The sequence below is a fragment of the Micromonospora sp. NPDC049230 genome, from assembly GCF_040647875.1.
Taxonomy (GTDB): domain Bacteria; phylum Actinomycetota; class Actinomycetes; order Mycobacteriales; family Micromonosporaceae; genus Micromonospora.
On the sequence record NZ_JBEZCZ010000023.1, the window covers coordinates 18496 to 41379 of the forward strand.

21 protein-coding genes are annotated in these 22884 nt (G+C 72.8%); 7 read left to right on the forward strand and 14 right to left on the reverse strand.

Annotated elements, in window-relative coordinates:
• The 4 genes from AB0A95_RS19790 to AB0A95_RS19805 all read right to left on the reverse strand — a co-directional run bounded on the left by AB0A95_RS19790 (nucleotide 1) and on the right by AB0A95_RS19805 (nucleotide 3541).
• Nucleotides 1-717 carry an ABC transporter ATP-binding protein gene (locus tag AB0A95_RS19790; RefSeq protein WP_357557214.1) on the reverse strand — a complete coding sequence of 239 codons (717 nt, stop codon included), beginning with the start codon at nucleotides 715-717 and terminating at the stop codon, nucleotides 1-3.
• The gene (locus tag AB0A95_RS19795; protein WP_357557215.1) at nucleotides 714-1253 is read right to left on the reverse strand and encodes a PadR family transcriptional regulator; all 540 of its coding nucleotides are present in this window, start codon (nucleotides 1251-1253) and stop codon (nucleotides 714-716) included. The genes AB0A95_RS19790 and AB0A95_RS19795 overlap by 4 nt, the downstream gene beginning before the upstream one ends.
• An 82-nt stretch (nucleotides 1254-1335) precedes the next feature.
• Nucleotides 1336-3135: an FtsX-like permease family protein gene (locus tag AB0A95_RS19800; protein ID WP_357557216.1), complete on the reverse strand. Its 1800-nt coding sequence runs from the start codon at nucleotides 3133-3135 to the stop codon at nucleotides 1336-1338.
• A 1-nt stretch (nucleotide 3136) separates the two neighbouring features.
• Nucleotides 3137-3541, reverse strand: a complete 405-nt coding sequence (locus tag AB0A95_RS19805; protein WP_357557217.1) for an ATP-binding cassette domain-containing protein — start codon at nucleotides 3539-3541, stop codon at nucleotides 3137-3139.
• A gap of 102 nt (nucleotides 3542-3643) precedes the next feature.
• Between AB0A95_RS19805 and AB0A95_RS19810 the strand changes: the two genes are divergently transcribed.
• Entirely contained in the window at nucleotides 3644-6922 is a 3279-nt protein-coding gene (locus tag AB0A95_RS19810; protein WP_357557218.1) for an AAA family ATPase, read from the forward strand.
• A gap of 109 nt (nucleotides 6923-7031) precedes the next feature.
• Here AB0A95_RS19810 and AB0A95_RS19815 read toward each other — a convergent pair whose 3' ends face one another.
• From AB0A95_RS19815 to AB0A95_RS19825, 3 genes are read right to left on the reverse strand one after another with little or no spacing between them, the layout of a single operon-like run.
• The gene (locus tag AB0A95_RS19815) at nucleotides 7032-7886 is read right to left on the reverse strand and encodes an ABC transporter permease (RefSeq protein ID WP_357557219.1); all 855 of its coding nucleotides are present in this window, start codon (nucleotides 7884-7886) and stop codon (nucleotides 7032-7034) included.
• Nucleotides 7883-8896, reverse strand: a complete 1014-nt coding sequence (locus AB0A95_RS19820) for an ATP-binding cassette domain-containing protein (protein WP_357557220.1) — start codon at nucleotides 8894-8896, stop codon at nucleotides 7883-7885. The genes AB0A95_RS19815 and AB0A95_RS19820 overlap by 4 nt, the downstream gene beginning before the upstream one ends.
• A gap of 23 nt (nucleotides 8897-8919) precedes the next feature.
• A complete protein-coding gene (locus AB0A95_RS19825; protein ID WP_357557221.1) occupies nucleotides 8920-9477 on the reverse strand; it encodes an NAD(P)H-dependent oxidoreductase in 558 nt (185 codons plus the stop codon).
• Between the two features lie 132 nt (nucleotides 9478-9609).
• On the opposite strand from AB0A95_RS19825, the gene AB0A95_RS19830 reads away from it, so the two are divergent.
• On the forward strand, nucleotides 9610-10125 hold the full coding sequence (locus AB0A95_RS19830) for a GNAT family N-acetyltransferase (protein ID WP_357557222.1): 516 nt from the start codon (nucleotides 9610-9612) through the stop codon (nucleotides 10123-10125).
• Nucleotides 10126-10150: 25 nt separating this feature from the next.
• On the opposite strand, the gene AB0A95_RS19835 is transcribed toward AB0A95_RS19830, so the two are convergent.
• The gene (locus AB0A95_RS19835) at nucleotides 10151-11137 is read right to left on the reverse strand and encodes an aldo/keto reductase (protein ID WP_357557223.1); all 987 of its coding nucleotides are present in this window, start codon (nucleotides 11135-11137) and stop codon (nucleotides 10151-10153) included.
• A gap of 80 nt (nucleotides 11138-11217) precedes the next feature.
• Nucleotides 11218-11970, reverse strand: a complete 753-nt coding sequence (locus AB0A95_RS19840) for an SDR family oxidoreductase (protein ID WP_357557224.1) — start codon at nucleotides 11968-11970, stop codon at nucleotides 11218-11220.
• 102 nt (nucleotides 11971-12072) lie between these two features.
• Between AB0A95_RS19840 and AB0A95_RS19845 the strand changes: the two genes are divergently transcribed.
• Complete coding sequence (locus tag AB0A95_RS19845) at nucleotides 12073-12933, forward strand: helix-turn-helix transcriptional regulator (protein WP_357557225.1); 861 nt, start codon at nucleotides 12073-12075, stop codon at nucleotides 12931-12933.
• A gap of 93 nt (nucleotides 12934-13026) precedes the next feature.
• Here the strand turns inward: AB0A95_RS19845 and AB0A95_RS19850 are convergent, their stop codons facing one another.
• Together AB0A95_RS19850 and AB0A95_RS19855 are read right to left on the reverse strand one after the other, a co-directional pair.
• Nucleotides 13027-13878, reverse strand: a complete 852-nt coding sequence (locus AB0A95_RS19850) for an aldo/keto reductase (protein ID WP_357557226.1) — start codon at nucleotides 13876-13878, stop codon at nucleotides 13027-13029.
• A gap of 100 nt (nucleotides 13879-13978) precedes the next feature.
• Entirely contained in the window at nucleotides 13979-14938 is a 960-nt protein-coding gene (locus tag AB0A95_RS19855; protein WP_357557227.1) for a LysR family transcriptional regulator, read from the reverse strand.
• A 51-nt stretch (nucleotides 14939-14989) separates the two neighbouring features.
• Between AB0A95_RS19855 and AB0A95_RS19860 the strand changes: the two genes are divergently transcribed.
• Nucleotides 14990-15928 (forward strand): serine hydrolase, encoded by a 939-nt coding sequence (locus AB0A95_RS19860; RefSeq protein WP_357557228.1) that lies wholly within the window; start codon nucleotides 14990-14992, stop codon nucleotides 15926-15928.
• A gap of 152 nt (nucleotides 15929-16080) precedes the next feature.
• Nucleotides 16081-17058: an MBL fold metallo-hydrolase gene (locus AB0A95_RS19865; RefSeq protein WP_357557229.1), complete on the forward strand. Its 978-nt coding sequence runs from the start codon at nucleotides 16081-16083 to the stop codon at nucleotides 17056-17058.
• Between the two features lie 32 nt (nucleotides 17059-17090).
• On the opposite strand, the gene AB0A95_RS19870 is transcribed toward AB0A95_RS19865, so the two are convergent.
• The 3 genes from AB0A95_RS19870 to AB0A95_RS19880 are packed head-to-tail and all read right to left on the reverse strand — an operon-like array spanning nucleotide 17091 to nucleotide 19485.
• A complete protein-coding gene (locus AB0A95_RS19870) occupies nucleotides 17091-17630 on the reverse strand; it encodes a DUF1697 domain-containing protein (protein ID WP_357557230.1) in 540 nt (179 codons plus the stop codon).
• Between the two features lie 29 nt (nucleotides 17631-17659).
• Entirely contained in the window at nucleotides 17660-18328 is a 669-nt protein-coding gene (locus AB0A95_RS19875; protein WP_357557231.1) for a response regulator transcription factor, read from the reverse strand.
• Nucleotides 18325-19485, reverse strand: coding sequence for a sensor histidine kinase (locus AB0A95_RS19880; protein ID WP_357557232.1), 1161 nt, complete (start codon nucleotides 19483-19485; stop codon nucleotides 18325-18327). The genes AB0A95_RS19875 and AB0A95_RS19880 overlap by 4 nt, the downstream gene beginning before the upstream one ends.
• 169 nt (nucleotides 19486-19654) lie before the next feature.
• Between AB0A95_RS19880 and AB0A95_RS19885 the strand changes: the two genes are divergently transcribed.
• Both AB0A95_RS19885 and AB0A95_RS19890 read left to right on the forward strand, forming a co-directional pair.
• Nucleotides 19655-20437: an ABC transporter ATP-binding protein gene (locus AB0A95_RS19885; protein ID WP_357557233.1), complete on the forward strand. Its 783-nt coding sequence runs from the start codon at nucleotides 19655-19657 to the stop codon at nucleotides 20435-20437.
• Nucleotides 20431-22860, forward strand: a complete 2430-nt coding sequence (locus AB0A95_RS19890; protein ID WP_357557234.1) for an ABC transporter permease — start codon at nucleotides 20431-20433, stop codon at nucleotides 22858-22860. The genes AB0A95_RS19885 and AB0A95_RS19890 overlap by 7 nt, the downstream gene beginning before the upstream one ends.
• Nucleotides 22861-22884: the final 24 nt, after the last annotated feature.

Consider the following 22884-nt stretch of genomic DNA (forward strand, 5'->3'; position numbering starts at 1 on the left):
TCAGCGCGCCTCGCCGTAGACGGTGCCGGCGAGGAAACTGTCGCCGGCGAAGGCCCCGTCCCGCATGGAGATCACCCGGTCGGCGACCGCCGCGATGCGGGGGTCGTGCGTGACCACGACGAGTGTCTGCCCGGTGTTGCGCAGCTCCTCGAACAGCCGCAGCACCTCCAGGGTGGCGGCGCTGTCCAGGTTGCCGGTCGGTTCGTCGGCCAACACCACCTGCGGCTCGTTGGCCAGTGCGCGGGCGATGGCGACGCGTTGGCGCTGGCCGCCGGACAGCGCCGAGGGGAGGTGCGTGGCGCGGTCGGCCAGCCCGACCTGGTCGAGCAGGTGCAGGGCTCGTCGGCGTGCGCGGCCGGGCGACCACCCGGCCAGCAGGGAGGCCAACTCCACGTTCTCCACGGCGGTGAGTTCGTCCATGAGGTGGAAGGACTGGAAGACGAGGCCGACGGTGTCGCGCCGCAGCCGCGACAGTGCCCGCTCACTCATCGTGTCGATCCGGCGATCGGTGAGCCACACCTCACCGTCGGTGGGGCGCTGTAACCCGCCCAGCAGGTGCAGCAGCGTGGACTTACCGCAGCCACTGGGCCCCATGATGGCCAGGGACTGGCCGGCGGGCACCTCCAGGTCGACCTCGTCGACCGCGCGTACCAGAGCGTCGTCCCAGCCGTACCACCTGGACAACCCCCGTGTCCGCACCGCCATCGACCCGGTCATGCCCCCGCCTTCCGTCCCACTCGATCACGCTCGGACCACGTGCGCTCGCACGCCTCCAGCCACTCCAGATCAGCCCGCAGCCGTAACACGACGCCCTCCAACAGCAACCCGGCGACCGGATCCACCGACCGTTCCAACGCGGCCCGTTGCGCGTCACGCAGACGGCGCAGCACCTCACGCCGTTGCGCGTCCACAAGCGCCACCGGATCGGCCAGCCGGGCAGCCGCGGCGGCGACCAGCTTCAGGTGAAACTCCGTGAGGTCCGGCTTGGGCCAGCTCACCTCGGTCAGCCAGCCGGCGACCCGCTGCTGTCCGGCCGGGGTCAACGCGTAGACCCGTCGGTCGGGCCGGTCCGGCAGGCCCTCGGCTCGCTCCGAGGTCACCAGCCCGGCCTTCGCCAGCCGGGCCAGCGTCACGTAGATCTGACCCGCGTTCATCGCCTCGCCGAGCGGGCCGAGCGCGTTGCGCATCCGGCTGCGCAGCTCGTACCCGTGCGCCGGTTCCTTGGCCAGCATGGCCAGCACCACGTCCTGCACCCGGCACACCCCTCGAATAGACCGCCAATAGATAACCGCTAGCTATGGCTCTGTCAAATCTCGACACCGGCCGTCGGCGTGGTCAGGTCGCCGTCGACTGGAGGGTCTTCGCTACCGGGCGGCGTACGGCGACCAGGGCCGGTACGGCGGTGAGCACGACGACGGCGAGCAGCACTCCACCCGCCGCGCCGAGCATCCAGGAGGCGGGTGCGTACTGGTTGTCGTCCCCGGCGAAGTAGCTGACCAGTCCCACCAGGATTCCGCCGGCGACGCCCGGTATCGCGGGAAGTAGCTGTGCCATCGCCAGACCCATCCCGGCCTGCCCGGGTGTCGCGCCGAGCGCGCGGGCGATCGCCAGCGGATGCCGGGAGTCGAGGACCGCGGTCCAGGTGCTCACGACCGTGTTGAGCAGTGCCAGGGCGCACACCACGCCAACCACGAGGAGCATGGCCTGGGTGGTGCGCTCGTCGCGGGTGTCGGGAAGCGCCGAGTAGCCGAGATTCAACGGGTCTCGACGCTGGGCCAGGGCCATCAGCACAACGGCGATCGCGGTCGTGGCGATCAGGGTGTTCACCGTGACGAGCCGGGCGCGGCGCGGTCGGCGCGCGTTGATGCGTACCCCGATCAGGAGAGCCGTGGGCAGTCGGCGCGACAGCCAGATGGCCCACCCACGGCGTCGCGGTGGCGTCGCGGCGTCGGCCAGCGCGTGGATGGTGCTGGTGGTGGCGGCGCGGACCACCGACCCCAGGGTCGCCGCGACCGAGATTCCGAGGGCGAGCGCGGTCGCCGCGAGGACTGTGCGCAGCGGTGGCGGGTGGACGCCGGCCGAGCCGATGAGCCCGACGGCCGGGCGGAACAGCGCGGGCGCGGCGAGCCAACCGGCGGCGAGACCCGTCCCGGCGGCGGCGAGCCCCATCACGAGGTACTCGACGAGGTGGCTGATGGCGATCATCGCGGGCCCAGCCCCGACGGCCTTGAGCAGCCCCACCCGACGGCGCTGGCCGATGGCCCGGCCCGCGACGATGCCAGCGACGCCGGTCACCGCGAGGGCGGTCAGCAGCCAACTGCCGATCAGCAGGGCCTGCCGCGCCGGGCCGTTCAACCTGCTACTGGCCTCGGCGATCTGCCGCTCGGTGCTGAAGCGCCAACCGTGAAACCTCGGATCGTGCTCAGTGTCGCCGAGCGACGGTTCGATCGCGGCGACGCCGCGTCCCGGGTGGGTCAGTGTGAGGTTCAGGGTGTACGACAGTGGCTGCTCACCGGCGAGCGAAGCGATGTCGTCCCGGTCGGCCCAGACCAGGCCGCCACCCTCGGTCAGCACGCTGCCCGGGAGGTGCCACCCGGGGCGCGGGTACGCCGGTCTGGCGGCGGTGATAGCGATCCCGGCCACGTGCAGCGGGTGGCCGTCGACGGTGATCGTGTCGCCGGGGCGGATGGCGAGGGCGTCGGCGAAGGTGCGTTCGACCACGACACCGCCGGGGCGTACCCAGGTGCCGTCGGTCACCGCGGGCCGGTCGACGGCGGCGGGTGCCTCGTCGCGGCCCTCGACGATGACCCGGACGGTGGTGTCGCGGGCGGTCAACGCCAGGAAGGCCAGCGGGAAGGGTCCGCTGTGCGCGGTGACGCCGGGCAGGGTCGCCAGCGGGGCGAGCGCGTCGAGGGCCTGCGGACCGGTGAAGCCCGGTTCCACCACGAGGTCGGGCCCGGCGGTGGCGGCCCGGGTGCGCTCGTACGGGCGGGTGACGAGCTCGGTGAGGGTGAGGCCGAGAGTCAATGTCGCGGTCGCGGCGGTGATGGCGACCAGCAGCAGCAGGTTCTCGGTCCGGTGCTGACGCAGCCCCCGGATCAGCAGTCGCCAGACGAGCAGCAGGCGGCCGGCCACCTCAGCGCGCCTCGCCGTAGACGGTGCCGGCGAGGAAACTGTCGCCGGCGAAGGCCCCGTCGCGCATGGAGGTCACCCGGTCGGCGACCGCCGCGATGAGGGCGTCGTGCGTGGCCACGATGAGTGTCTGGCCGGTGTTGCGCAACTCCTTGAGTTCGTCCATGAGGTGGAAGGACTGGAAGACGAGACCGATGGTGTCGCGCCGAAGCCGGGCGAGGGCACGCTCGCTCATCGTGTCGATCCGGCGGTCGGCCAGCCACACCTCGCCGCCGGTGGGGCGCTGCAGCCCGCCCAGCAGGTGCGGCAGGGTCGACTCACCGCACCCGCTGGGCTCCATGATGCGGCTGCGCAGCTCGTACCCGTGCGCCGGCTCCTCGGCCAGCATGGCCAGCACCACGTCCTGCACCCGGCACACCCCTCGAATAGACAGCTAATAGATAACCGCTATCTATAACCCTGTCAAATCCCGACGCTCGGCGTCGGAGGGTTCCAGTACCGTCTGGAAACCATGGACGTGCGGCGCGGCGACGCCATCATCGGGCGGGCTCACCCCGCTGGTCTGCTGCGCGCCGAGCTGGACCGGGCCGCCACCAGCCACGGCGGCCTGGCCCTGGTCACCGGCGAGCCCGGCATCGGCAAGACGACCCTCGTCACGTCGGCGGCGCGGGAGGCCCGGCAGCGTGGCGCGTTGGTGCTCGGTGCCGCCTGCTGGGATTCCGACAGTGCCCCCGGCTACTGGCCGTGGGTGCAGGTGCTGCGCGGTCTGCGGCGCTCCGCCGACGACTGGGCGGTGGCGCGACCGGACGCCGAACCAGCCCTCGCGGCCCTGCTCGGCGAGAACGACACGGGCAAGGAGCAGGCCGACCGCCTCACCGGCTGGGCCGGCGTCGAGACGAGTGGGGACAGCACCGACCAGGAGACGTTCGCGTTGTACGACGGGGTGACCGCCGCCCTGGTCGCGGTCTCCCAGCATCGGCCGGTCGTGGTCATCCTCGACGACCTGCACTGGGCCGACCCGGCCTCCCTGCGACTGCTGAGCTTCGCGGCCCAGCACACCTGGTTCGAGCGCCTGCTGCTGATCGGCACCTACCGCGACGCCGAGGTCGAGTCGGGTGAGCACCCGCTGCGCCCGCTGCTGATGCCGCTTGTCGCAAAGGCCACCACCATCACCCTCACCGGCCTCTCCCGGGACGAGGTGGCCGCGCTGATGGTCCGGACGGCCGGGCGGGAACCCGACGCCGACCTCGTCGACGAGGTGCACCGGCGTACCGGCGGCAACCCGTTCTTCATCGAGCAGACCGCCCGGTTGTGGCACGCCGACGAGGCGGCGGACACTATCGCCCCCGGTGTACGGGAGGCGGTGCGGCGTCGCCTCGCCCAACTGCCCCCGCCCGTGGTCGAGGCGCTCACCGTCGCCGCCGTACTGGGCCGCGAGTTCCACCGCCAGGTCCTCGCGGCATGCGTGACCGCCCCCGTGGCACAGGTCGACAGACTGCTCGACCGTGCGCTGACCGCCCGGTTGGTGGTCGCCAGGGGCGGCGGCCGGTTCGCCTTCGCCCACGACCTGGTCCGCGAGACGCTCTACGACGGTCTGGCCGACGACGACCGGCAGGCCCGGCACGGCACTGTCGTCCGGGCGGTCGACGACCTGCGGGAGCTGACCGATCTGTTGATCCCCGCCGACCTCGCCCGGCACGCCTACCTCGCCGGCCCCGCGCTCGACCGGGCCCGGCGGGCCACGCTGCTGGTCGCCGCCGGGCGGGACGCGTTCGCCCGGCTCGGCACCGACGAGGCCGCGGTGCACTTCCGTCGGGCGTTGGAGGTCGTCGAGGACCGGGAGCAACGGGTGCGGATCCTCGTCGAGTTCGGCGAGGCCCAATATCACCACGCCGGCCGAGAGGAGGCCGGGCAACTGCTCACCGAGGCCGGCGCGCTGGCTCGCACCCTCGACAACCCGGTGCTGCTGGCCCGCGTCGCCCTCATCGTCAACCGCTCCCGCCAGGTGGAGACCGTCGACTCGCTCGACTCGGCGGAGCTGGTGCGCGACGCGTACCGGAAACTGATCGGCGAACCGGACATTGAGGCGACCGTCGGCACGCTGATCGCCGATCTGATCACCGCCACCGAGACGATCGCCCGCCGAGGGCAGGACGACGAGGCGCTGACGTTCAGCCTCTGGGCCCGCCACGACACCACCTGGGGCCTGGGCACCGCGGCGGCCCGCGCCGCGCTGACCGCCGAGATCCGGGATGTGGCCCGCCGTACGGGCGACCGGGAGACCGAGCTTTGGGCCACCTCGCTGCGCTGGGTGGCGCTGCTGGAGTTGGGCGACCCTCGCTTCAACGAGGAGTTCACCACCTTCGTCAGCGTCGACCGGCGGGGCGACCTCGCTCGGTACCGGTTGGCGGCAGCCGTCGACAGCGGGATCATCGCGGCCTTCCGAGGTGACTTCGTCGAGGCCGACACGAGGTTCGCCGACCTCACCGACCCGGGCCATGCCGAGTTCGGGTTCATGGGGCATCACCTGCGCTGGTCCCGGCTGCTGCTCCAGGGCCGGCACGACGAGGCCGACACCCTGCTGGACGGCCTGGCCCCGATGGACTACCCCTACCGGGAGTTGCTGCGGGCCATCACCGCGGCGGAGCGTGGCGACGACGCCATGGCGGTCCGGCTGACCGCGGGAATCGAGGCCGCCGCCATCCGGTACCCGCGTCCGGTCTCGCCGCTCTGGCTGCGGTTACGTGCGCAGGTCGCCGCCGCGTCCGCCGACCCGGGGCGCTGCGACGCCGCGCGGGCCGAGCTGGCCCCGCATCGTGGAGAGTGGACGGTGGGGCTCTTCGGCTGCGACATCAGCGGGCCCGTCGACCACTGGCTGGCGCTGATCGACGCCGCCCAGGAGCGCTGGGCCGACGCCGTCGCCGGCTTCACTGCCGCCCGGGACTCCGCCGACCGGCTGGGCTCGCGCCCCTGGTCGCTCATCGCCCGCGTCGGCCTCGCGAAGTCCCTCGCCGGGCGGGGACACCCGGGCGACGCGGCGACGCTGGCCGCGCTGCGTGCCACCACCGCCCAGGAAGCAACAGCTCTCGGCATGACGCAGGTGCTCCGCCAACTCGCCGCGACCTCCACCGCCGCGGCCGGGCCCACCGCCACCGCACGCCAGGCCGTCGCGCCGACCGCAGTGGCCGGGCCAGGTCAGGCTTTCGCGTCCGGTCGGGCCGCGACGGTCGCGCCAGCCATCGAGGGGTACGAGTTTCGGCGCGACGGGCCGGTCTGGCAGCTCGCGTACGCCGGTGTCGTGGTGCACCTGCCCGATGCCAAGGGCCTGCACGACCTGCACCTGCTGCTGAGTCGGCCGGGCAGTGACGTGCCGGCCGTGGAGTTGCTCGACCCGGCCGCCGGGCCGGAGCTGGTCGCCGCCCGGCGGATGGGTGCCGACCCGGTCCTCGATGACGAGGCGAAGGCACGCTACCGGCGGCACCTGGCACGTCTCGACGAGGAGATCGATCGGGCCGCCGCACGCGACGACGACCGGAGGGTGGCCGCGTTGGACGTCGAACGGGGCGCGTTGCTCGACGAGCTGCGTGCGGCGGCGGGGCTGGCCGGGCGGAGTCGCCGCCTGGGCGACGAGGCCGAGCGGGCCCGCAAGACGGTGACCGCGCGGATCCGGGACACGCTACGCAAACTCGACGCTCGGCACCCGGCCCTCGCCAACCACCTGCGCGACGCCGTCTCGACCGGCAGCACCTGCCGTTACCTGCCGCCCAAGCCGCTGCCCTGGCGGCTCTAACCGCGCACCCCACGCCACCCCGCGATCTCGCACTCTCGGTCGCCGTTGCGGGCGGATTCACCACACTCGTCGGGACAGAAAGTGCAAGATCGCGGGGCCAGGGTCAGGGTTAGCGGCGGTTGTAGCGGTACATGGTCAGGGTGCCGAAGACGAGGAGGAAGCCGGCGCTCCAGACCAGCAGCCACATCGTGGCCGTCGGGTCCGACTCGCCGCTCATCGCGCCGCGGATCGACGCCACCAACTGCGTCACCGGGTTGACCTTCACGAACGCCTGGAGCCAGCCGGGCATCGTGCTCGGGTCGACGAAGACGTTGCTCAGGAACGTCAACGGGAACAGCACCATCATGCTGACCCCCATCACCGACTTCTCGCTGCGCAGGATCAGCCCGAAGAACGTCCACACCCAGGAGAACGCGAACGAGAAGACCACAAGCAGCCCGATCCCGACGGCCGCGCCGACCACCCCGCCGGCGGGGCGGAACCCGAGCACCAGCCCCAGGCCCAGGATCACCAGGGCGGCGAGGATGTAGCGCAGCACGTCGCCGAAGATCATGCCGACCAGGGCCGCCGGGCGCCAGACGGGCAGCGTCCGGAACCTGTCGAAGATGCCCTTCTCGATGTCGGTGTTGAGGCCGATCCCCGTGTACATGGTGATCATCACGACGCTTGTCACCATGATGCCGGGAAGGAAGAACTGGAGGTACTCACGGGGGCTGCCAGCGAGCGCACCACCGAAGAGGTACGTGAACATCAGCACCATGATGACCGGGAAGGCTGTCACGTCGAAGAGCTGCTCCGGCACGTGCTTGATCTTCAGCATGGCCCGCCAGCCGAAGGTGAGCGACGCGCTCAGCGCGCTGGGCCGGGGCGGCCGGGCAGCGGGCGCGAGCACTGTCGCCAGCGCCTCGGCGGAGGGGACGTAGACCGTCGGTGCCCGTTCGGTGGTGGTCGTGGCGTTGCTCATCGGGCTGCCTCCAGCTCGTCGTCGCGCTCGTCGGCCGGCACGGCGGGGTGGTCGGTCAGGGCCAGGAAGACCTCGTCCAGGCTCGGCTGACCGAGGGAGAAGTCGTCGACGACGATGCCGGCACGGGCCAGGTCGCCGAGCGCACGAGCGGCCTGGGCGCTGGCGTCGAGGTCGGTGCCGGCCTCGCCGACCCGGGCCGTCAACGCCACCGGGTCGGCGGCGAGCTGCACCGGCACGTCGAGTGCCTCCCGGAGCAGCTTCTCCGCCTGGGGCCGTTGGCCGGGATCCCGCAGTCGCAGGTGGACGGTGCCGGAGCCGACCGACGACTTCAGCTCACCCGGGGTGCCCTCGGCGATCACCCGCCCGTGGTCGACGACCGCGATCCGCCCGGCGAGCTGGTCGGCCTCGTCGAGGTACTGCGTCGTCAGCAGCACCGTCGTGCCGTGCGACACCACCGCGCGGACGATCTCCCACACCTGGTTGCGGCTGCGCGGGTCGAGGCCGGTCGTCGGCTCGTCGAGGAAGAGCAGATCGGGTGTGTTGAGGATGCTCGCGGCGATGTCGATGCGCCGCCGCATCCCACCCGAGTACTTCTTCACCTGGCGGTCGCTCGCCTCGGTCAGGCCGAACGCGGCGAGCAGGGCCGCCGCGCGCTCCCGGGCGGCCGGCTTGCGCAGGCCGAGCAGGCGGGCGAGGAGCACCAGGTTCTCCGTACCGGTCAGGTCCTCGTCGACCGAGGCGTACTGACCGGTGAGGCTGACCCGGGAACGGACGCTGTCGGCCTCGGTGACCACGTCGTGCCCGAACACCCGTGCCGAGCCTCCGTCGGGGCGCAGCAACGTGGCGAGCACCCGGACCGCTGTGGTCTTGCCCGCCCCGTTCGGGCCGAGCAGGCCGTAGACGGTGCCGGCGGGCACCTGGAGGTCGATCCCGGCCAGCGCCCGGGTCTCCCCGAACGAGCGGGTGAGCCCCTCGGCCTCGATGGCCAGGCCGGTGGTGCGTCTACTCATGATTCGTGCCTCTCATCAGTTCGTCAGGAGACGTAGGGTCGGGCGGCCCGGCCCTCGCGCAGGGCCAGACCCCACCAGCGGAGCTGGTCGAGCAGGACGCTGGCGTCGCGGCCCACCTGGTCGGTGCACTGCGGTGTCGGCTCGCCGGCGAGCAGGTCGATCCCGACGACGTCGCGCACCGTCGTCGCGTGCAGGGCGGTGAAGACCGTGCGTAGCTGGTCGACCGCGTGCCGACCGGTGGATCGACAGCCGTACGCCACGAAGCCGACCGGTTTGGCCTGCCACTCGTCGTACGCGTAGTCGATGGCCTGCTTCAGGGGCGCCGGGAAGCTGTGGTTGTACTCGGGGGTGACCACGACGAACGCCTCCGCCCGCCCCACCTCGCTGACGAACGCCCGGATGGACGTGGTCGGCTCGGCGGGGTAACGGCCCGGAAAGTCGTACTCGGTCAGGTCAACGACAGTCACCGCCAGGTCGTCGTGCCGCACGGCCTGGTCGACGAACCAGCCGGCGACCCGGTCGCCGGCCCGCCCCTCCCGGGTGCTGCCGATGATCACGGCGACCCGCAACGGTGTCATCATCGCCACCCCCTTCCACCTCCAAGGCGCGAGACGGCGGCCAGCCGCCCGCCAGATCCGATCTAGCGGGCGGCGTTTCGGGGTGGAATGTCGGTGGGGATCGGCTTGACTGTGGTCGACGAACAGGGGATTGGCATGGTTCAGGTGCGTATCGACCCGTGGCGCGAGGAGGATCTCGACCTGCTGCGGCGGCTCAACACCCCGCAGACGCGCAAGCACACCGGCGGCCCGGAGAGCGACGAGCAGATGCTCGCCCGGCACGAGCGCTACGTGCACTTCGCCGACGACGGCCAGGGCTGCATGTACGTGATGGTCCTGCCGGACGGGGCGCGGGTGGGCAGCGTCGCGTACTGGGCCCGGCAGTGGCGGGAGCAACAGGTGTACGAGATGGGCTGGGCGGTGCTGCCCGCGTACCGGGGGCGGGGGCTGGCCAGCGCGGCGGTGCGTGCGGTCGTCGACGTGGCCCGCACCCGACGGGACCGGCGCTACGCCCACGCCTACCCCTCGGTGGACAACCCCGCCTCGAACGCGGTCTGCCGCAAGGTCGGGTTCACGCTGCTCGGCGAGACGGATTTCGAGTACCCGCCGGGGCGGCTGATGCGTGCCAACGACTGGCAGCTCGACCTGACCGCACCACCGACCGGGAGCTGAGGTCGGCGGTGCGGCCGGTGACAGGTCACCAGGTGGTGTCGAGGCGGTGCCGCTGCGCGGGGGTCAACTCCAGGTCGACAGCTGCCAGGCTCTCCTCCAGTTGTGCCACCGAGGAGGCGCCCACCAGCGGGATGGACGGCAGCTCACCGCCCAGCAACCAGGCCAGCACCACCTGGTTGACAGTCGCGCCGGTCTGCCCGGCCACGTCCCGCAACGCGGCCAGCCGCCGGGGCGCGCTGGGCAGGTCGTACGCGGCGCCCAGCGGCCTGTCCGCCCGGGTGAACGCCCCCTTGAGCAGTGGCGAGTACGCCACCAGGGTCAGCTCGGGCTCGGCCCGCAGGTAACTGAGCAGGTCACCGGCGACGCCGCCCGGCTCACCGTCCGGATCCAGCTCGCTGACCAGGTCGGTGCGGTTCGGCAGGTAACTGCGGTGGTACTGGAGCACCTCGTACCCCGGCAGGCCGGCGGCGGCGGCCAGCGCGCGGGCCCGCTCCACCCGCCAGGCGCGGTGGTTGCTCGCGCCCAGCAGGCCCACGGTCCCCTCGGCGACCAACTCGGCGAAGCCTTCCACGGTCTCCGCGAGCGGCACCGTCCGGTCCTCGATGTGTGCGTAGAGCAGGTCCAGCCGGTCCACGCCGAGCCGGTCCCGGCTGCGCTCGGCCGACTCGCGGATCACCTTCGCCGACAGGCCTTCGGCGTTGTCCAGGTAACTGGTCCCCGGGGCCAGTGGCCGGGCCCCCAGCTTGGTGGCGATGACGATCTCGGCGCCGACGCCTCGGCTGCGCCGCCACCGTCCGAGCAACTCCTCACTCTGGCCGCCCTGCGAGCCGTCGACCCAGAACGCGTAGTTGTCCGACGTGTCGATGAACGTGCCACCCGCCTCGACGTACCGGTCGAGGATCGCGTACGAGGTGGCCTCGTCGGTGGCGCTGCCGAAGAGCATCGCGCCGAGGCTGAGCACGCTGACCTCGCGCCGGGTCGCCGGGTCGGTGCCGATCGTGCGGTACCGCATGGGATCTCCTCTCGTGCGCCCTGCCGGTGGGCGCACCGGTCACCCTGCAAGCTGGAGTGCGCTCCAGGTCAAGCGCCGAGTCACCAGGGCAACACCCCGTACCCGCCGCCGGTGTCCATCTGGAAGCCCCAGAGCAGCCCGCTCGGCCCGTCGGCGGGCAGCGTCGCCAGGTGCACGCTGACCTCGGCGCCCTGCTCGGCGGTGCGGAAGCCGTGGTGGCTGTTGAAGTCGGTGGCGCAGTAGCCGGGGTTCGCCGCGTTCACCTTGATCGGGGTGTCCCGCAGCTCCTTCGCGTACATGGCGGTGAGCATGTTCAGCGCCGCCTTCGACGACGGGTACGGCACGGAGGTCAACGCGTACAGCGCGCCCGCCGGGTCGGTCATCACCGCGATCGAGCCGACCTCGCTGGAGACGTTGACGATCCGGGCCGCGGGGGCCCGACGCAGCAGTGGCAGCAGCGCGTTGGTCACCGTCGCCACCCCGAACACGTTCGTCTCGAACACGCCGCGCAGCGTCGCCACGGTCGTCTCGCTGGGCAACCCCCGCTCGCCGTCGGCGAGCACGATGCCGGCGTTGTTGACGAGCACGTCCAGCCGGCCGTACTCCGTCTCCACACGTTTCGCGGCTGCCGCCACCGACTCGGCGTCGGTGACGTCCAGCGGCACGAAGCGGGCGTCCGCGCCGCCGTCGCGCAGCTCCCGCTCCGCTGCCCGACCGCGCTCGGCGTCGCGGGCACCGACCAGCACCGTCATCCCGAGGGCGCCGAGCTGGCGGGCGGTGGCGAAGCCGATCCCCTTGTTGGCCCCGGTGATCAGGGCGATCATGTTCGTCATGCCGTCGAGCCTGTCCGCGCCGGCGGCCCCGGGGGAGAGACGGGCCGAGGCTGGGATCGGTGGTACCACCCTCGCGAGCCCGGCCCGGGGCATGCTGGAGGCATGACGAGCAGCGGCCTGCGGCGCGACGAACTGGCGGCGTTCCTGCGCACCCGCCGCGCCCGCCTGAGCCCCGCCGAGGTCGGCCTCCCCGACGGGGTACGCCGTCGCACGCCCGGCCTGCGTCGGCAGGAGGTCGCCCAGCTCGCCGGCATCTCGATCGACTACTACATCCGGCTGGAGCAGGGCCGTGGGCCGCACCCGTCCCGGCAGGTGCTGGCCTCGATGGCGCGGGCGCTGCTGCTGAGCCGGGACGAGCGCGAGTATCTGTTCCGGATTGCCGGGGAGAATCCGCCACCGACCGTCGGCCCGAGCCGGGAGGTGCCCGCCGGGCTGCGCCACCTGCTCGACGCGATGACCGAGACCCCGGCGTACCTCGTCGACGCCGCGTACCACGTCCTGGCCTGGAACCGCCTGGCCACGTACTTCGTGGGGGACCTCGCGGCGGTGCCCGACGCGGACCGCAACATGATCCGCTGGACGTTCCGGCAGCCGGCGACGAGCGCGCACTGGGCCGATGCCGAGGTGATCCGGTTCGTGCGTGGCACTGTCGCGGACCTGCGGGCCGCCTACGGTCGCTACCCGGCCGACCCGGCGATCCGCGACCTGGTCACCGAGCTGCTCGGCACCTCACCCCGGTTCGCCCAGCTCTGGGCGGAGCACGACGTCGCGCAACGTCGTCCGGTCGTCAAGCGGGTACCGCATCCCGACCTGGGGCAGTTGGAGTTCGAGTGCCGGGTCCTGCTGGTGCCGGAGACCGACCAGCGGATGATCGTCTACGTTGCCGAGCCCGGATCGCCGACCCACGCGGTGTTCCGCCGGATCGCCGAGCGCGTGGGCTCCGCCGAGCGCGTCGGCTCCTGAGCGCCGAAACACCGTGATGCCTCAGGGTCATCATGATGACCCTGAGGCATCACGCTCACAGGGACCCTGCCCGCCCGTGGCCGGCGGCTCAGGTCACTTGGGCAGGTAGTCGAAGGTGTCCGGGTTCGGGCCCTGCCGCCCGGCCTCGCCCTTGTTCAGGTTGGTGATCCGCTCCATCGCCGCGTCGTCCAGCTCGAAGTCGAAGATCCGGGTGTTCTCCTCGATCCGCTTCGGGGTTGTCGACTTCGGGAAGATGATGTCGCCGCGCTGCACGTGCCAGCGGAGCACCACCTGCGCCGGGGTGCGGCCGACCTGCTCGGCGATGTCGACAACCGTCGGGTCGTCGAGCACCTTGCCCTGCGCGATCGGCGACCACGCCTCGGTGAGGATGTTGTGCGCGCGGCCGTAGGCGCGGACCTCGTCGTTGGCGAAGTAGGGGTGCGCCTCGATCTGGTTCACCACCGGCACGACGCTCGCCTCGGCGGCCAGCCGCTCCAGGTGCGACACCTGGAAGTTCGACACGCCGATCGAGCGGGCGCGGCCGTCGCGCTGGAACTCCTCCAGCACCTTCCAGGTCGAGACGTAGTCGCCGTCGTACAGGGTCGGCAGCGGCCAGTGGATCAGGAACAGGTCGATGTAGTCCATCTTCAGCGCCGCGAGCGTCGAGTCGAACGCCCGGCGGGCGTCGTCGGGGCGGTGGAAGCCGTTGTTCAGCTTGCTCGTCACGTACACCGAGCCCCGGTCGAGGCCGGACACGCGGACCGCCTCGCCGACCTCGGCCTCGTTGCCGTACATCTCGGCGGTGTCGATGTGCCGGTAGCCCGTCTCGAGAGCTGTCGTCACCGCCGCGACGGTGTCCTTCGGCTCGATCTGGAACACCCCGAAGCCGAGCTGCGGAATGGTGGTGCCGTCGTTCAGGCTGATGTCGGGAATCGTGTTGGGCACTGCGGCTCCTTCGCGTCTTCGTGTGCGATCTTCATCCTTACCCGCGGGGACGTGTCGTTCACCGCCGGAGCCGTGGTGACGAGCGCAACGATCGGGAGGTTCACCCGGTCGTGTCGAAGAGCACCGGCCACGGTCGTGCCGCCGGCACCGACGTCGGCGCGGGCGCGACGGGCTCGGCATCGGCCAGCACCTCGGCGGCGAGCTGCCCGAACATCGACGCCGCCGGGTGCGCCGACCGGTCCGGCCAGGCCGCCGAGGTGCGTCTGACCAGCGAGGTGTCGGAGATCGGCCGCCAGGCGACCCGGGGTTCGCGACGTGCCACCGCCGCCGGTTCCACGGCCACCGCGCCGCCGGCGAGCACGAGCCCGAAGAGGAACTCCGGGTTGCGGGCCGGCCGCACCCGGGCTGGCCGCCAACCGTGCCGTCGGCACACCGTCAGCAGATGGTCGTGCCACCCGGGCGCGGTCGCCCGGGGCGCGGCCACCAGATCCAGCCCGGCCAGCGACGCCAGCGCCACGTCACGGCCGCGGGCCAGCGGCGAGGCGCGCGGCAGCAACACCCCGAGGGGTACGTCGACAGGTGCGCCGAACCGCAGCCCGTCCGCCGCCACCGGGTGGTGCACCAGCCCCACGTCCAGGGTTCGCTCGGTGAGCATCCGGGCTTGCTCGGCGGTGGTCAGCTCGTGCAACTCCAGGTCCAGGCCGGCCGCCCGGGTGGTGAGCCCGTCCAGCAGCGCGCGCAGCGTCACCGCGGGCGTCTCCGGCGGCACACCGGCCCGGAGTACGCCCAGCTCACCCGCGCGGATCTGCCCCATCAGGCTGCGCAGCCGGCCGGCACCGGCGAGCAACTCCTCCGCCTCGCCGAGGAGCAGCTCACCGGCGGTGGTGAGGCGTACCTGGCGGCGGGACCTGTCGAACAGCTCGACTGTCAACTCCCGTTCCAGGCGCTGGATGGACTGGCTCAGGGGCGGCTGGGCCATCCCGAGCAGCTCCGCGGCCCGGCCGAAGTGCAACTCGTGTGCGACAGCCACGAAGTGCCGCAGGTGCCGGAGCAGATCCACGGCCGGACCCTACGCCAGCACCGGCCGGGTGCCGCTGGATACCGTGCCGGCGTGGACGTCAGCGAGCGCATCGAGGCCCTCTTCACCGCCGTCGGAGTGACGGCCAGCCTGCACGCCGTGGACCTGGACGCCGTGGACCTGGACGCCGTGGACCTGGCCCTCGCTGGTGGCGGTCTCGACGTCGGCGGCGGTCCGGAGGTCGGGGTGCGGGCCGACGAGCAGGTGGTGATCGCCTCGATCTTCAAGATCCTGCTGGTGTTGGAGTTCGCCCGGCAGGTCGAGGCCGGTCAACTCGACCCGACCGAACGGGTCCTGGTCACCGCCGCCGACCGGCTCGGCGGGTGGGGTCTGGCCGGCTGCACCGACGACGCCGAGGTGTCGCTGCGCGATCTCGCGTACTTCGCCATGTCGGTCACCGACAACACGGCCGCCGACCTGTTGCTGCGCCGGGTCGGCCCGGATCTGCTGCCGATGCTCGCCGCCGAGCTGGGGCTGACCCGTACCCGCGTCCTCGGCGGTCCCCGGGACCTTGTCGAGATGATGCTCACCGACGTGGGCGCGCGTACCGAGGCGGAGTTCGCCCGGATCTTCCCCACGTTGCCGGCGGACCGGGTCCGGGCCATGCGGGTCTTCGACCCCGCGCGCACCACCTCCAGCACCGCCCGGGAGATCACCCGGCTGCTCACGCTGATCTGGCGCGACGAGGCCGGGCCAACGGCGGCGTGCGCGATGGTCCGCACCTGGATGGGCCAGCAGATCTTCTGGACCCGGCTGGCCGCCGGCTTCCCGCCCGGCGTCCGGGTCTCCGGCAAGACCGGCACCCTGCCCGGCCTGCACCTGGAGGCCGGGGTCGCCGAATACCCCGACGGCGGCCGGTACGCGATAGCCGTCTTCGCCCGCGCCGACCGGTTGGCCCCGCGCCGCATCGACGTGGACCTGGCGATGGGAGAGGCCGCCCGCACGGCCGTCGAGGCGCTGCGCGGCGACTGATTTCGTGACTCACGAGCGTCCGCGCACCGCCGCTGGGCTGCTCCGATATGCGGTGCCGTATCGGAGCCGACGGCCTTTCGTCTTGGACCGGGGCACTGTGGCGCTGGTTGGCTCGGGTGGACCGATCGCCCGACCACGGGGAGTAGCTCCGCATGCCCAGTCTCGACCGCCGTCGCTTCCTGCGCGACGCCGCAGCCACCACCGCGCTTGTCTCCGCCGGTGGCCTCGCCGCCGGCTCCGCCACCCCGGCCCAGGCCGCCATCCCGGCCGCCGCGCCCACGCCGACCACCCGCCGCAGGGGCGCGGTCAGCTTCCGCTGGTGGGGTACGGCCGGCTGGCGTGTCGACATCTCCGACCGGACCGTTCTCGTCGACCCGTTCCTCAGCCGGATCGACACCGGGCTGTTCACCGGGGCGTTCCGGACCGATACCCAGTTGACAGTGCGCACCGACGTGATCGACAGGCGCGTCGACAGGGCCACGACGGTGCTTGTCACGCACACGCACTGGGACCACTTCATGGACGTGCCCCACATCGCCACGCGCACCGGCGCGCGAGTGTTCGGCACGCTCACCGCATACCACCTGGGGTTGGCCTACGGGGTGCCGTCGACGCAGCTCAGCGCCGTCAAGGGCGGGGAGGTGCTGGACTTCGGCGACCACAGCGTCGAGGTGGTCGGCTCACTGCACAGCCGCAACCCGTCGTACTCGGTGGCCTTTCCGGGGGTGCGGGTGACCCAACCGCCGCAGCCGGCGACCATCGCGGACCTGCCGGAGGGCGACACGCTGGGTTACCTGCTGCGGGTCGACGGCGGCCCGGCGGTCTACTTCACCGGGGCCAGCGACGTCGCCGAACGCAACCTGACCGGACTGGCGCCCGACGTGGCGATGGTGGCCATGCAGAGCGCCACCGCCACCGGCGACTATCTGCCTCGGCTGTTGGCCGGCCTCGACTACCCGAAGGTCATCGTGCCGGTGCACTACGACAACTTCGAGACGCCGCTGGAGAACCCGCCGACGGTTGCCGAGACCGACCGCACCCGGCTGAACGACATGATCGCCGCGGTGCGCCGGATCTCGCCGCGCAGCCGGGTGCTGGTGCCCGAGTACGAGACCGCGTACCACTTCTGACCGGGTCCGGGCGGGCGCCCGCGCCCGCCCGGTCAGCCGGCGGCCAGCTCCGCCAGGGCGCGCACCGACTTCCAGTTGCGGGTGGTGGCCACCACGCCGAGCTTCTTCTCCAGGTACGCGTTCGTGAACTTCGACCGCCCGTAACCGCCGTCGACGAAGTGCAGGAAGACCTCCCGGCCGGTCACCGTGAACGACACGTTCTCGCCGCCGGGCACACTGAGGGCGTCCACAGCGGACTTCGTCGGCTCGGTGGCGAGGAAGGCCACCAGCACCCTGGTCGGGTCGTCCTCCCGGTCGGCGTACGGGTTGCCGCCGGCGACCGCCGCCAACTCCCGGCCACTGCGCACCAGCACCGGCACCGGCACCGCCAGCTCGTCGGTGAGCGCCCGCTCGATCCCGGCGGCCAGTTTCCCCGCGTCGCGCACCGTGCTGCCGAAGGCCACGTTGCCGCTCTGTAGGTACGTCTTGACGTCCTGGTGCCCGAGGTCGGTGACGATCCGGCGCAGGTCGGCCATCGCCAGCCGGGTGGTGCCGACGTTGACCCCACGTAGCAGGGCGACGTAGCGGGTCATGGCTCCTCCAGGGTTCGGGACCGACCGGCTCAGCGTAGGCCGCCCGGCCCCACCAGGCCCGTTTCGTAGGCGACGATGACCAGTTGCGCCCGATCCCGCACGGCCAGCTTGGTCAGCAGCCGCCCGACGTGCGTCTTGATGGTGGCCTGGCTGAGGTTGAGGTGCGCGGCCAACTCCGTGTTGGACAGGCCCCGGGCGATCAGCGTCAGCACCTCCCGTTCCCGCTCGGTCACCCCGTCCAGCTGGCGCGGCAACGGCCGGGCCGGCTCCGCCCGCCTGGCGAACTCGTCGATCAGCCGGCGGGTCACCGTCGGCGCGAGCAGCCCCTCCCCGGCGGCAACCACCCGGATCCCGGTCAGCAGGTCCGCCGGTGGGGTGTCCTTCAGCAGGAAGCCGCTGGCTCCGGCGCGCAGCGCCCCGTAGACGTACTCGTCCAGGTCGAACGTGGTCAGGATGATGACCCGGGTGTCGGCCGTCGCCGCGCCGGCACAGATCCGTCGGGTCGCCTCGATGCCGTCCATCTCCGGCATCCGTACGTCCATCAGCACCACGTCCGGCCGGTGCTGTTCGGCCAGCGCGACGGCCTCCGCACCGGTGCCCGCCTCGCCAACAGTGGTGCAGTCCGGGGTCAGGTCGACGAGCAACCGGAAGCTGCCCCGCAGCAGCGCCTGGTCGTCGGCGATCAGCACCCGGATCACGCGGCGACCCGGTAGGGCAGGCTTGCCGTCACCGCGAAGCCCCCGTCGGAGCGCGGCCCGGCGCGGAACTCCCCACCGTGCAACGCCACCCGTTCCCGCATGCCGATCAGGCCGTGGCCGTCCCCGCCGACAAGGACCGGCCGCCGGCCGTCGTCGGTCACCTCCACCCGCACCTCGGCGGGCGTGACAGTCACCATCGCCTGGCAGGCGGCCGGCGCGGCGTGCTTCACCACGTTCGTCACCGCCTCCTGCACGATCCGGTAGACAGCGAGGCCCACCGACTCGGGCACCGCGCCGACGGCTTCCTCCCGCCGCACGTCGAGCCGAACGTCGACGCCCCCGATCGCCGCCTGCCGGGCCAGCGCGGGAAGCTCGTCCAACCCGGGCGTCGGCGCGTACGGGGTGGTGCCCTCGCGCAGGACGCCGAGCACCCGGCGGACGTCGGTCAGCGCGTTGCGGCTGGTCTCCTCGATCACCCGCAGGGCGGCCCCCGCCTCCCGGGGATCGGCCTCGGCGACGTGGTTCGCGACGGCCGCCTTCACCACGATGAGGCTCAGCGTGTGCGCGACCACGTCGTGCAGCTCCCGTGCCACCCGCAGTCGTTCCTCAGTGGCTGCCTGGCGGACCAGGTGGTCGCTCTGCCGGGCGGCGAGGGCGCGACGCTCCCGCAGCAACCAGCCGATCAACCAGGCTGGCGCGATCATGACTGTCGCGTAGACCACCGCCCCGGTGCGCGACCACAGGTCACCGGCGGTCAGCACCAGACCGACGCTGACCAGGGCGAGACAACCGGCCGCGCTGAGCACCGACCGACGGGTGGCCGTCAACGTGGCCACCGTGTAGAAGGACAGGCCGATGGCGAAGGCCGGCGCGGCGGCGGCGAAGTTGGGAATCACCCCGGTGACCAGTGCCCCGGTGGTGCCGGCGCTGATCACCCACGCGACGGCGATCGGCCACCGCCGCCGGACGGCCAACGGCAGCCCGAGGGCCATCCCAACGAGCACGGACACCCAGAGCGGCTCGCGTACGCCACCGTGCAGCGGCGACTCCAGCGCCGCGTACGGGCAGAGGAAACCACCGACTGCCAGGGCGAGCACGGCGTCCACGAGGTAGAGGTCGACCGGCCGCAGCCGCCGGGTCAGCAGGAGAGGTGTCACGCCCCAGACGGTATCGGCCGGCCGGACCGGCCGCGTCCACCCGTGGGCGGTCATCCCGCAGGCCGACGTACCGGCGGTTCCGAGCCTCCACCTCCACCCGGGGGAGGGCCGGAAAGTGTCAGCTCCGGCACGACGCGCGACACCCGTCGCAACCGGCACCGTGGCGGTCATGACCACAGACACGGTGACCCTGACGGGGCTACGGGCGGTGTACGGCACCGGAACCCGGCGGGTGACGGCGCTCGACGGCGTGAGCACCAGCTTCGCGAGCGGCACGTTCACGGCGGTGATGGGCCCCTCGGGCTCGGGGAAGTCCACACTGCTGCACTGCGCGGCGGGGCTGGACAGCCCGACCGAGGGGATCGTCACGATCGACGGCACGCGCCTGAACGACCTCGGTGACGACGAGCTGACCCGGCTGCGCCGCGATCGGATCGGCTTCGTGTTCCAGGCGTTCAACCTGGTGACCACGCTGACCGCCGCGCAGAACGTCGAGTTGCCGTTGCGCCTGGCCGGCCGCCGCCCGCCGGCTGAGGACGTGACCGCCGCGCTGGACGCGGTGGGCCTGGCCGACCGGGCCGGGCACCGGCCGAGTGAGCTGTCCGGGGGCGAGCAGCAGCGCGTCGCCGTGGCCCGCGCGTTGATCACCCGCCCGGCGGTGGTCTTCGCCGACGAGCCGACAGGGGCACTGGACAGCGCCGCGTCGCGGCAGGTCCTCCGGCTGCTGCGGCGACTCGTCGACGACCACGGGCAGACAGTGGTGATGGTGACCCACGATCCCACCGCCGCCGCGTACGCCGATCGGGTTCTTCTCCTGGCCGACGGCCGCGTCGTCGACGAGCTGACCGGCGGGATCACCGCCGCTGCCGTCGCCGCGCGGATCGCCGAGCGGGAGACCGATCCGGCGGGCCCGGCCCGGCACGCGGCGACGCCCGCGGAGTCGTCGTGCTGAGCATCCGGCGCTCGACCAGCGCGTTCGTGGCAGTCGCCATCGGGGTCATGCTCGTCTCGGTCGCCACCCTGCTGCTCGCCTCCGGCCGCCCGCAGGTGCCGGACCGGTTGGCGCGGGCGGCGGTGGTGGTGCAGAGCCCCGAGGCGGGCACGTCGGCCGACAACTTCGCGCCGACCCGGCCCTGGTCCGCCGCCACCGCCGCGGACCTCGTCGGCCGGCTGGGCGGTCTGCCCGGTGTGGCGGCGGCGGTGCCGGACCGGACCTTCTACGCCCAGCCGCTCGTCGACGGTCGCCCCCCGGCCACCGACACCCGGCGGGAGGACGCCCACCAGGGGCACGGCTGGTCCAGCGCCCAGCTCGGGGGACTACGCCTCACTGCCGGCGAGCCGCCCCGCACGGCCGGCGAGGTGGTCGTCGACAGTGCGCTCGGGCTGCCGACCGGCGCGCCGGTCACCCTGCTCACCGCGGCGGGTCCGGCGCCGTACACGGTCACCGGTCTGGTCGACGCACCCGGTGTCCACGTCGCGGACGAGGTCGCCGCCGCGCTCGCGCCCGGCGTCCGGGCCATCGGGTTGGTGCTCGCACCGGGAGCCGATGCCGACCGGGTCGCCGCGGCGGCCGGTGGTGTCGTCGGCGCTGACGGGCAGGTGCTGACCGCCGACGCGCGTGGCGCGCTGGAACCCCGTAACGACGCCCGCACCCGCTGGATCGGCATGCAGGTGCTCACCGCCACGGCAGCCCTCGCCGGCTTCGTCACGGTGTTCGTTGTCGCCTCCACCTTCGCGTTCACCGTCGCGCAGCGCCGCCGTGAGCTGGGCCTGCTGCGCGCCGTCGGCGCCACCGCACGCCAGGTCCGCCGCGCGGTGTACGTCGAGGCCCTCGTCGTCGGTGCCTCGGCCGGGCTGGTCGGTCTGCTGGTGGGCGCGGCGCTGGCCCCGGTACTGGGTCGGCTACTCGTCGACGTCGGTTTCGAACCGTCGACCTTCCGGGTCCGCTACGAGGCCTGGCCGGTCGCCCTCGCGCTCGTCGCCGGACCGGTGATCGCGCTGCTGGCCGTCTGGTCGGCGTCGCGCCGAGCGGCGCGGGTCCGCCCGATGGAGGCGTTGCGCGAGGCGGCGGTGGAGCAGCGGCCGATGGGACGCCTGCGGATCGCCACCGGTGCGCTCCTCGTCGCGGCGGGGGTCGCGCTCAGCGTCGGCACGGCGACCGCCGACGAAGCCCGCGTCGCGGCACAGTACGCCCTGTACGCGGTGATGGCCCTGGTGGCCGGTGCCACGGTGCTCGCCCCGGCGGTGGTCGGCCCGGTGGTGCGACTGCTGCGTTTCCCGGTGCGGCGCTCCGGTGGCGCGATCGGGATGCTCGTCCGTGGCGGCGCGTTGACCGCGACCCGGCGGACCGCGTCCACGGCCGCCCCGGTGCTGCTCACCGTCGCCTTCGCCGTGCTGGTGTCCGGGATGGTGCGGACCACCACCGCCGCGTACGCGGCAGGCCGGGCGGACAACGTGAACGCCGGCTGGATCGTGGTGCCGGACCGATCGCCCGGTCTGTCGGACCAGGCGGTCGTCGCTACCGGCGGCACCGCACTCCTGCCGACCACCGTCTTCCGCACCGACCCCGGCACCGGGCCGGCCGACCGGCCACTGACCGCGCTCGGTGTGGACCCGGCCGGCTTCACCGCCGCGAACCGGGCGCTCACCGTCGTCGCCGGCTCGCTCGACGACCTGCGCGGTGACGACACAGTGGTGCTGACCGCCTCGGCGAACCTGCGGCCGTCCGATTCGTACGCGGTGGTCTTCGCCGACGGGGCACTCGTGTCGTTGCGCGTCGTCGCCGTGGTCACCGACGACTCGCTCCCCGGTGATCTGCTGCTGCCCCGGGCGGTGGTGCGCACGCACGACCCGTCGGCGCTGACGTCCACGGTGTTCGTCCGGGACCGGATCGCAGCTCCGGCCGGGGCGCGGATCGTCGACGTCGCCACCTGGGCGGCCGAGGCGGACGCCGCCGAGGATCGCCTCGTCTGGCTCTTCACGCTGCTGCTGATCGGCGTGTCGGCCGGCTACGGTGCCATCGCGGTGGCCAACACGGTGTTGCTGGCCGCCGCCGGCCGGGCTGCGGACCTGCGCCTGATCCGGTTGGCCGGGGCGACCCGGCGGCAGGCCATCTGGCTGGTCACGGCCGAGTCCGCAGTGGTGGTGCTGATCGGGGCGCTGCTCGGTGGGGGCGTCGCCTTCGTCGGTCTGCTCAGCATCCGCGCCGGCCTCGCCGAGCAGGTCGGTGCCCCCGTCGACCTGGTGGTGCCGTGGTCGGTGATCGGCGGCGTGCTGGGACTGTGCCTGCTGCTCGCCGCGCTGGCGAGCCTCCTGCCGACGTGGCGGCTGCTGCGGCACCGCCCCGGGCGGTCACCGGTCGGCCTCGTCGGATGACCGTGGCCGGCCGAGCGCCGAGGA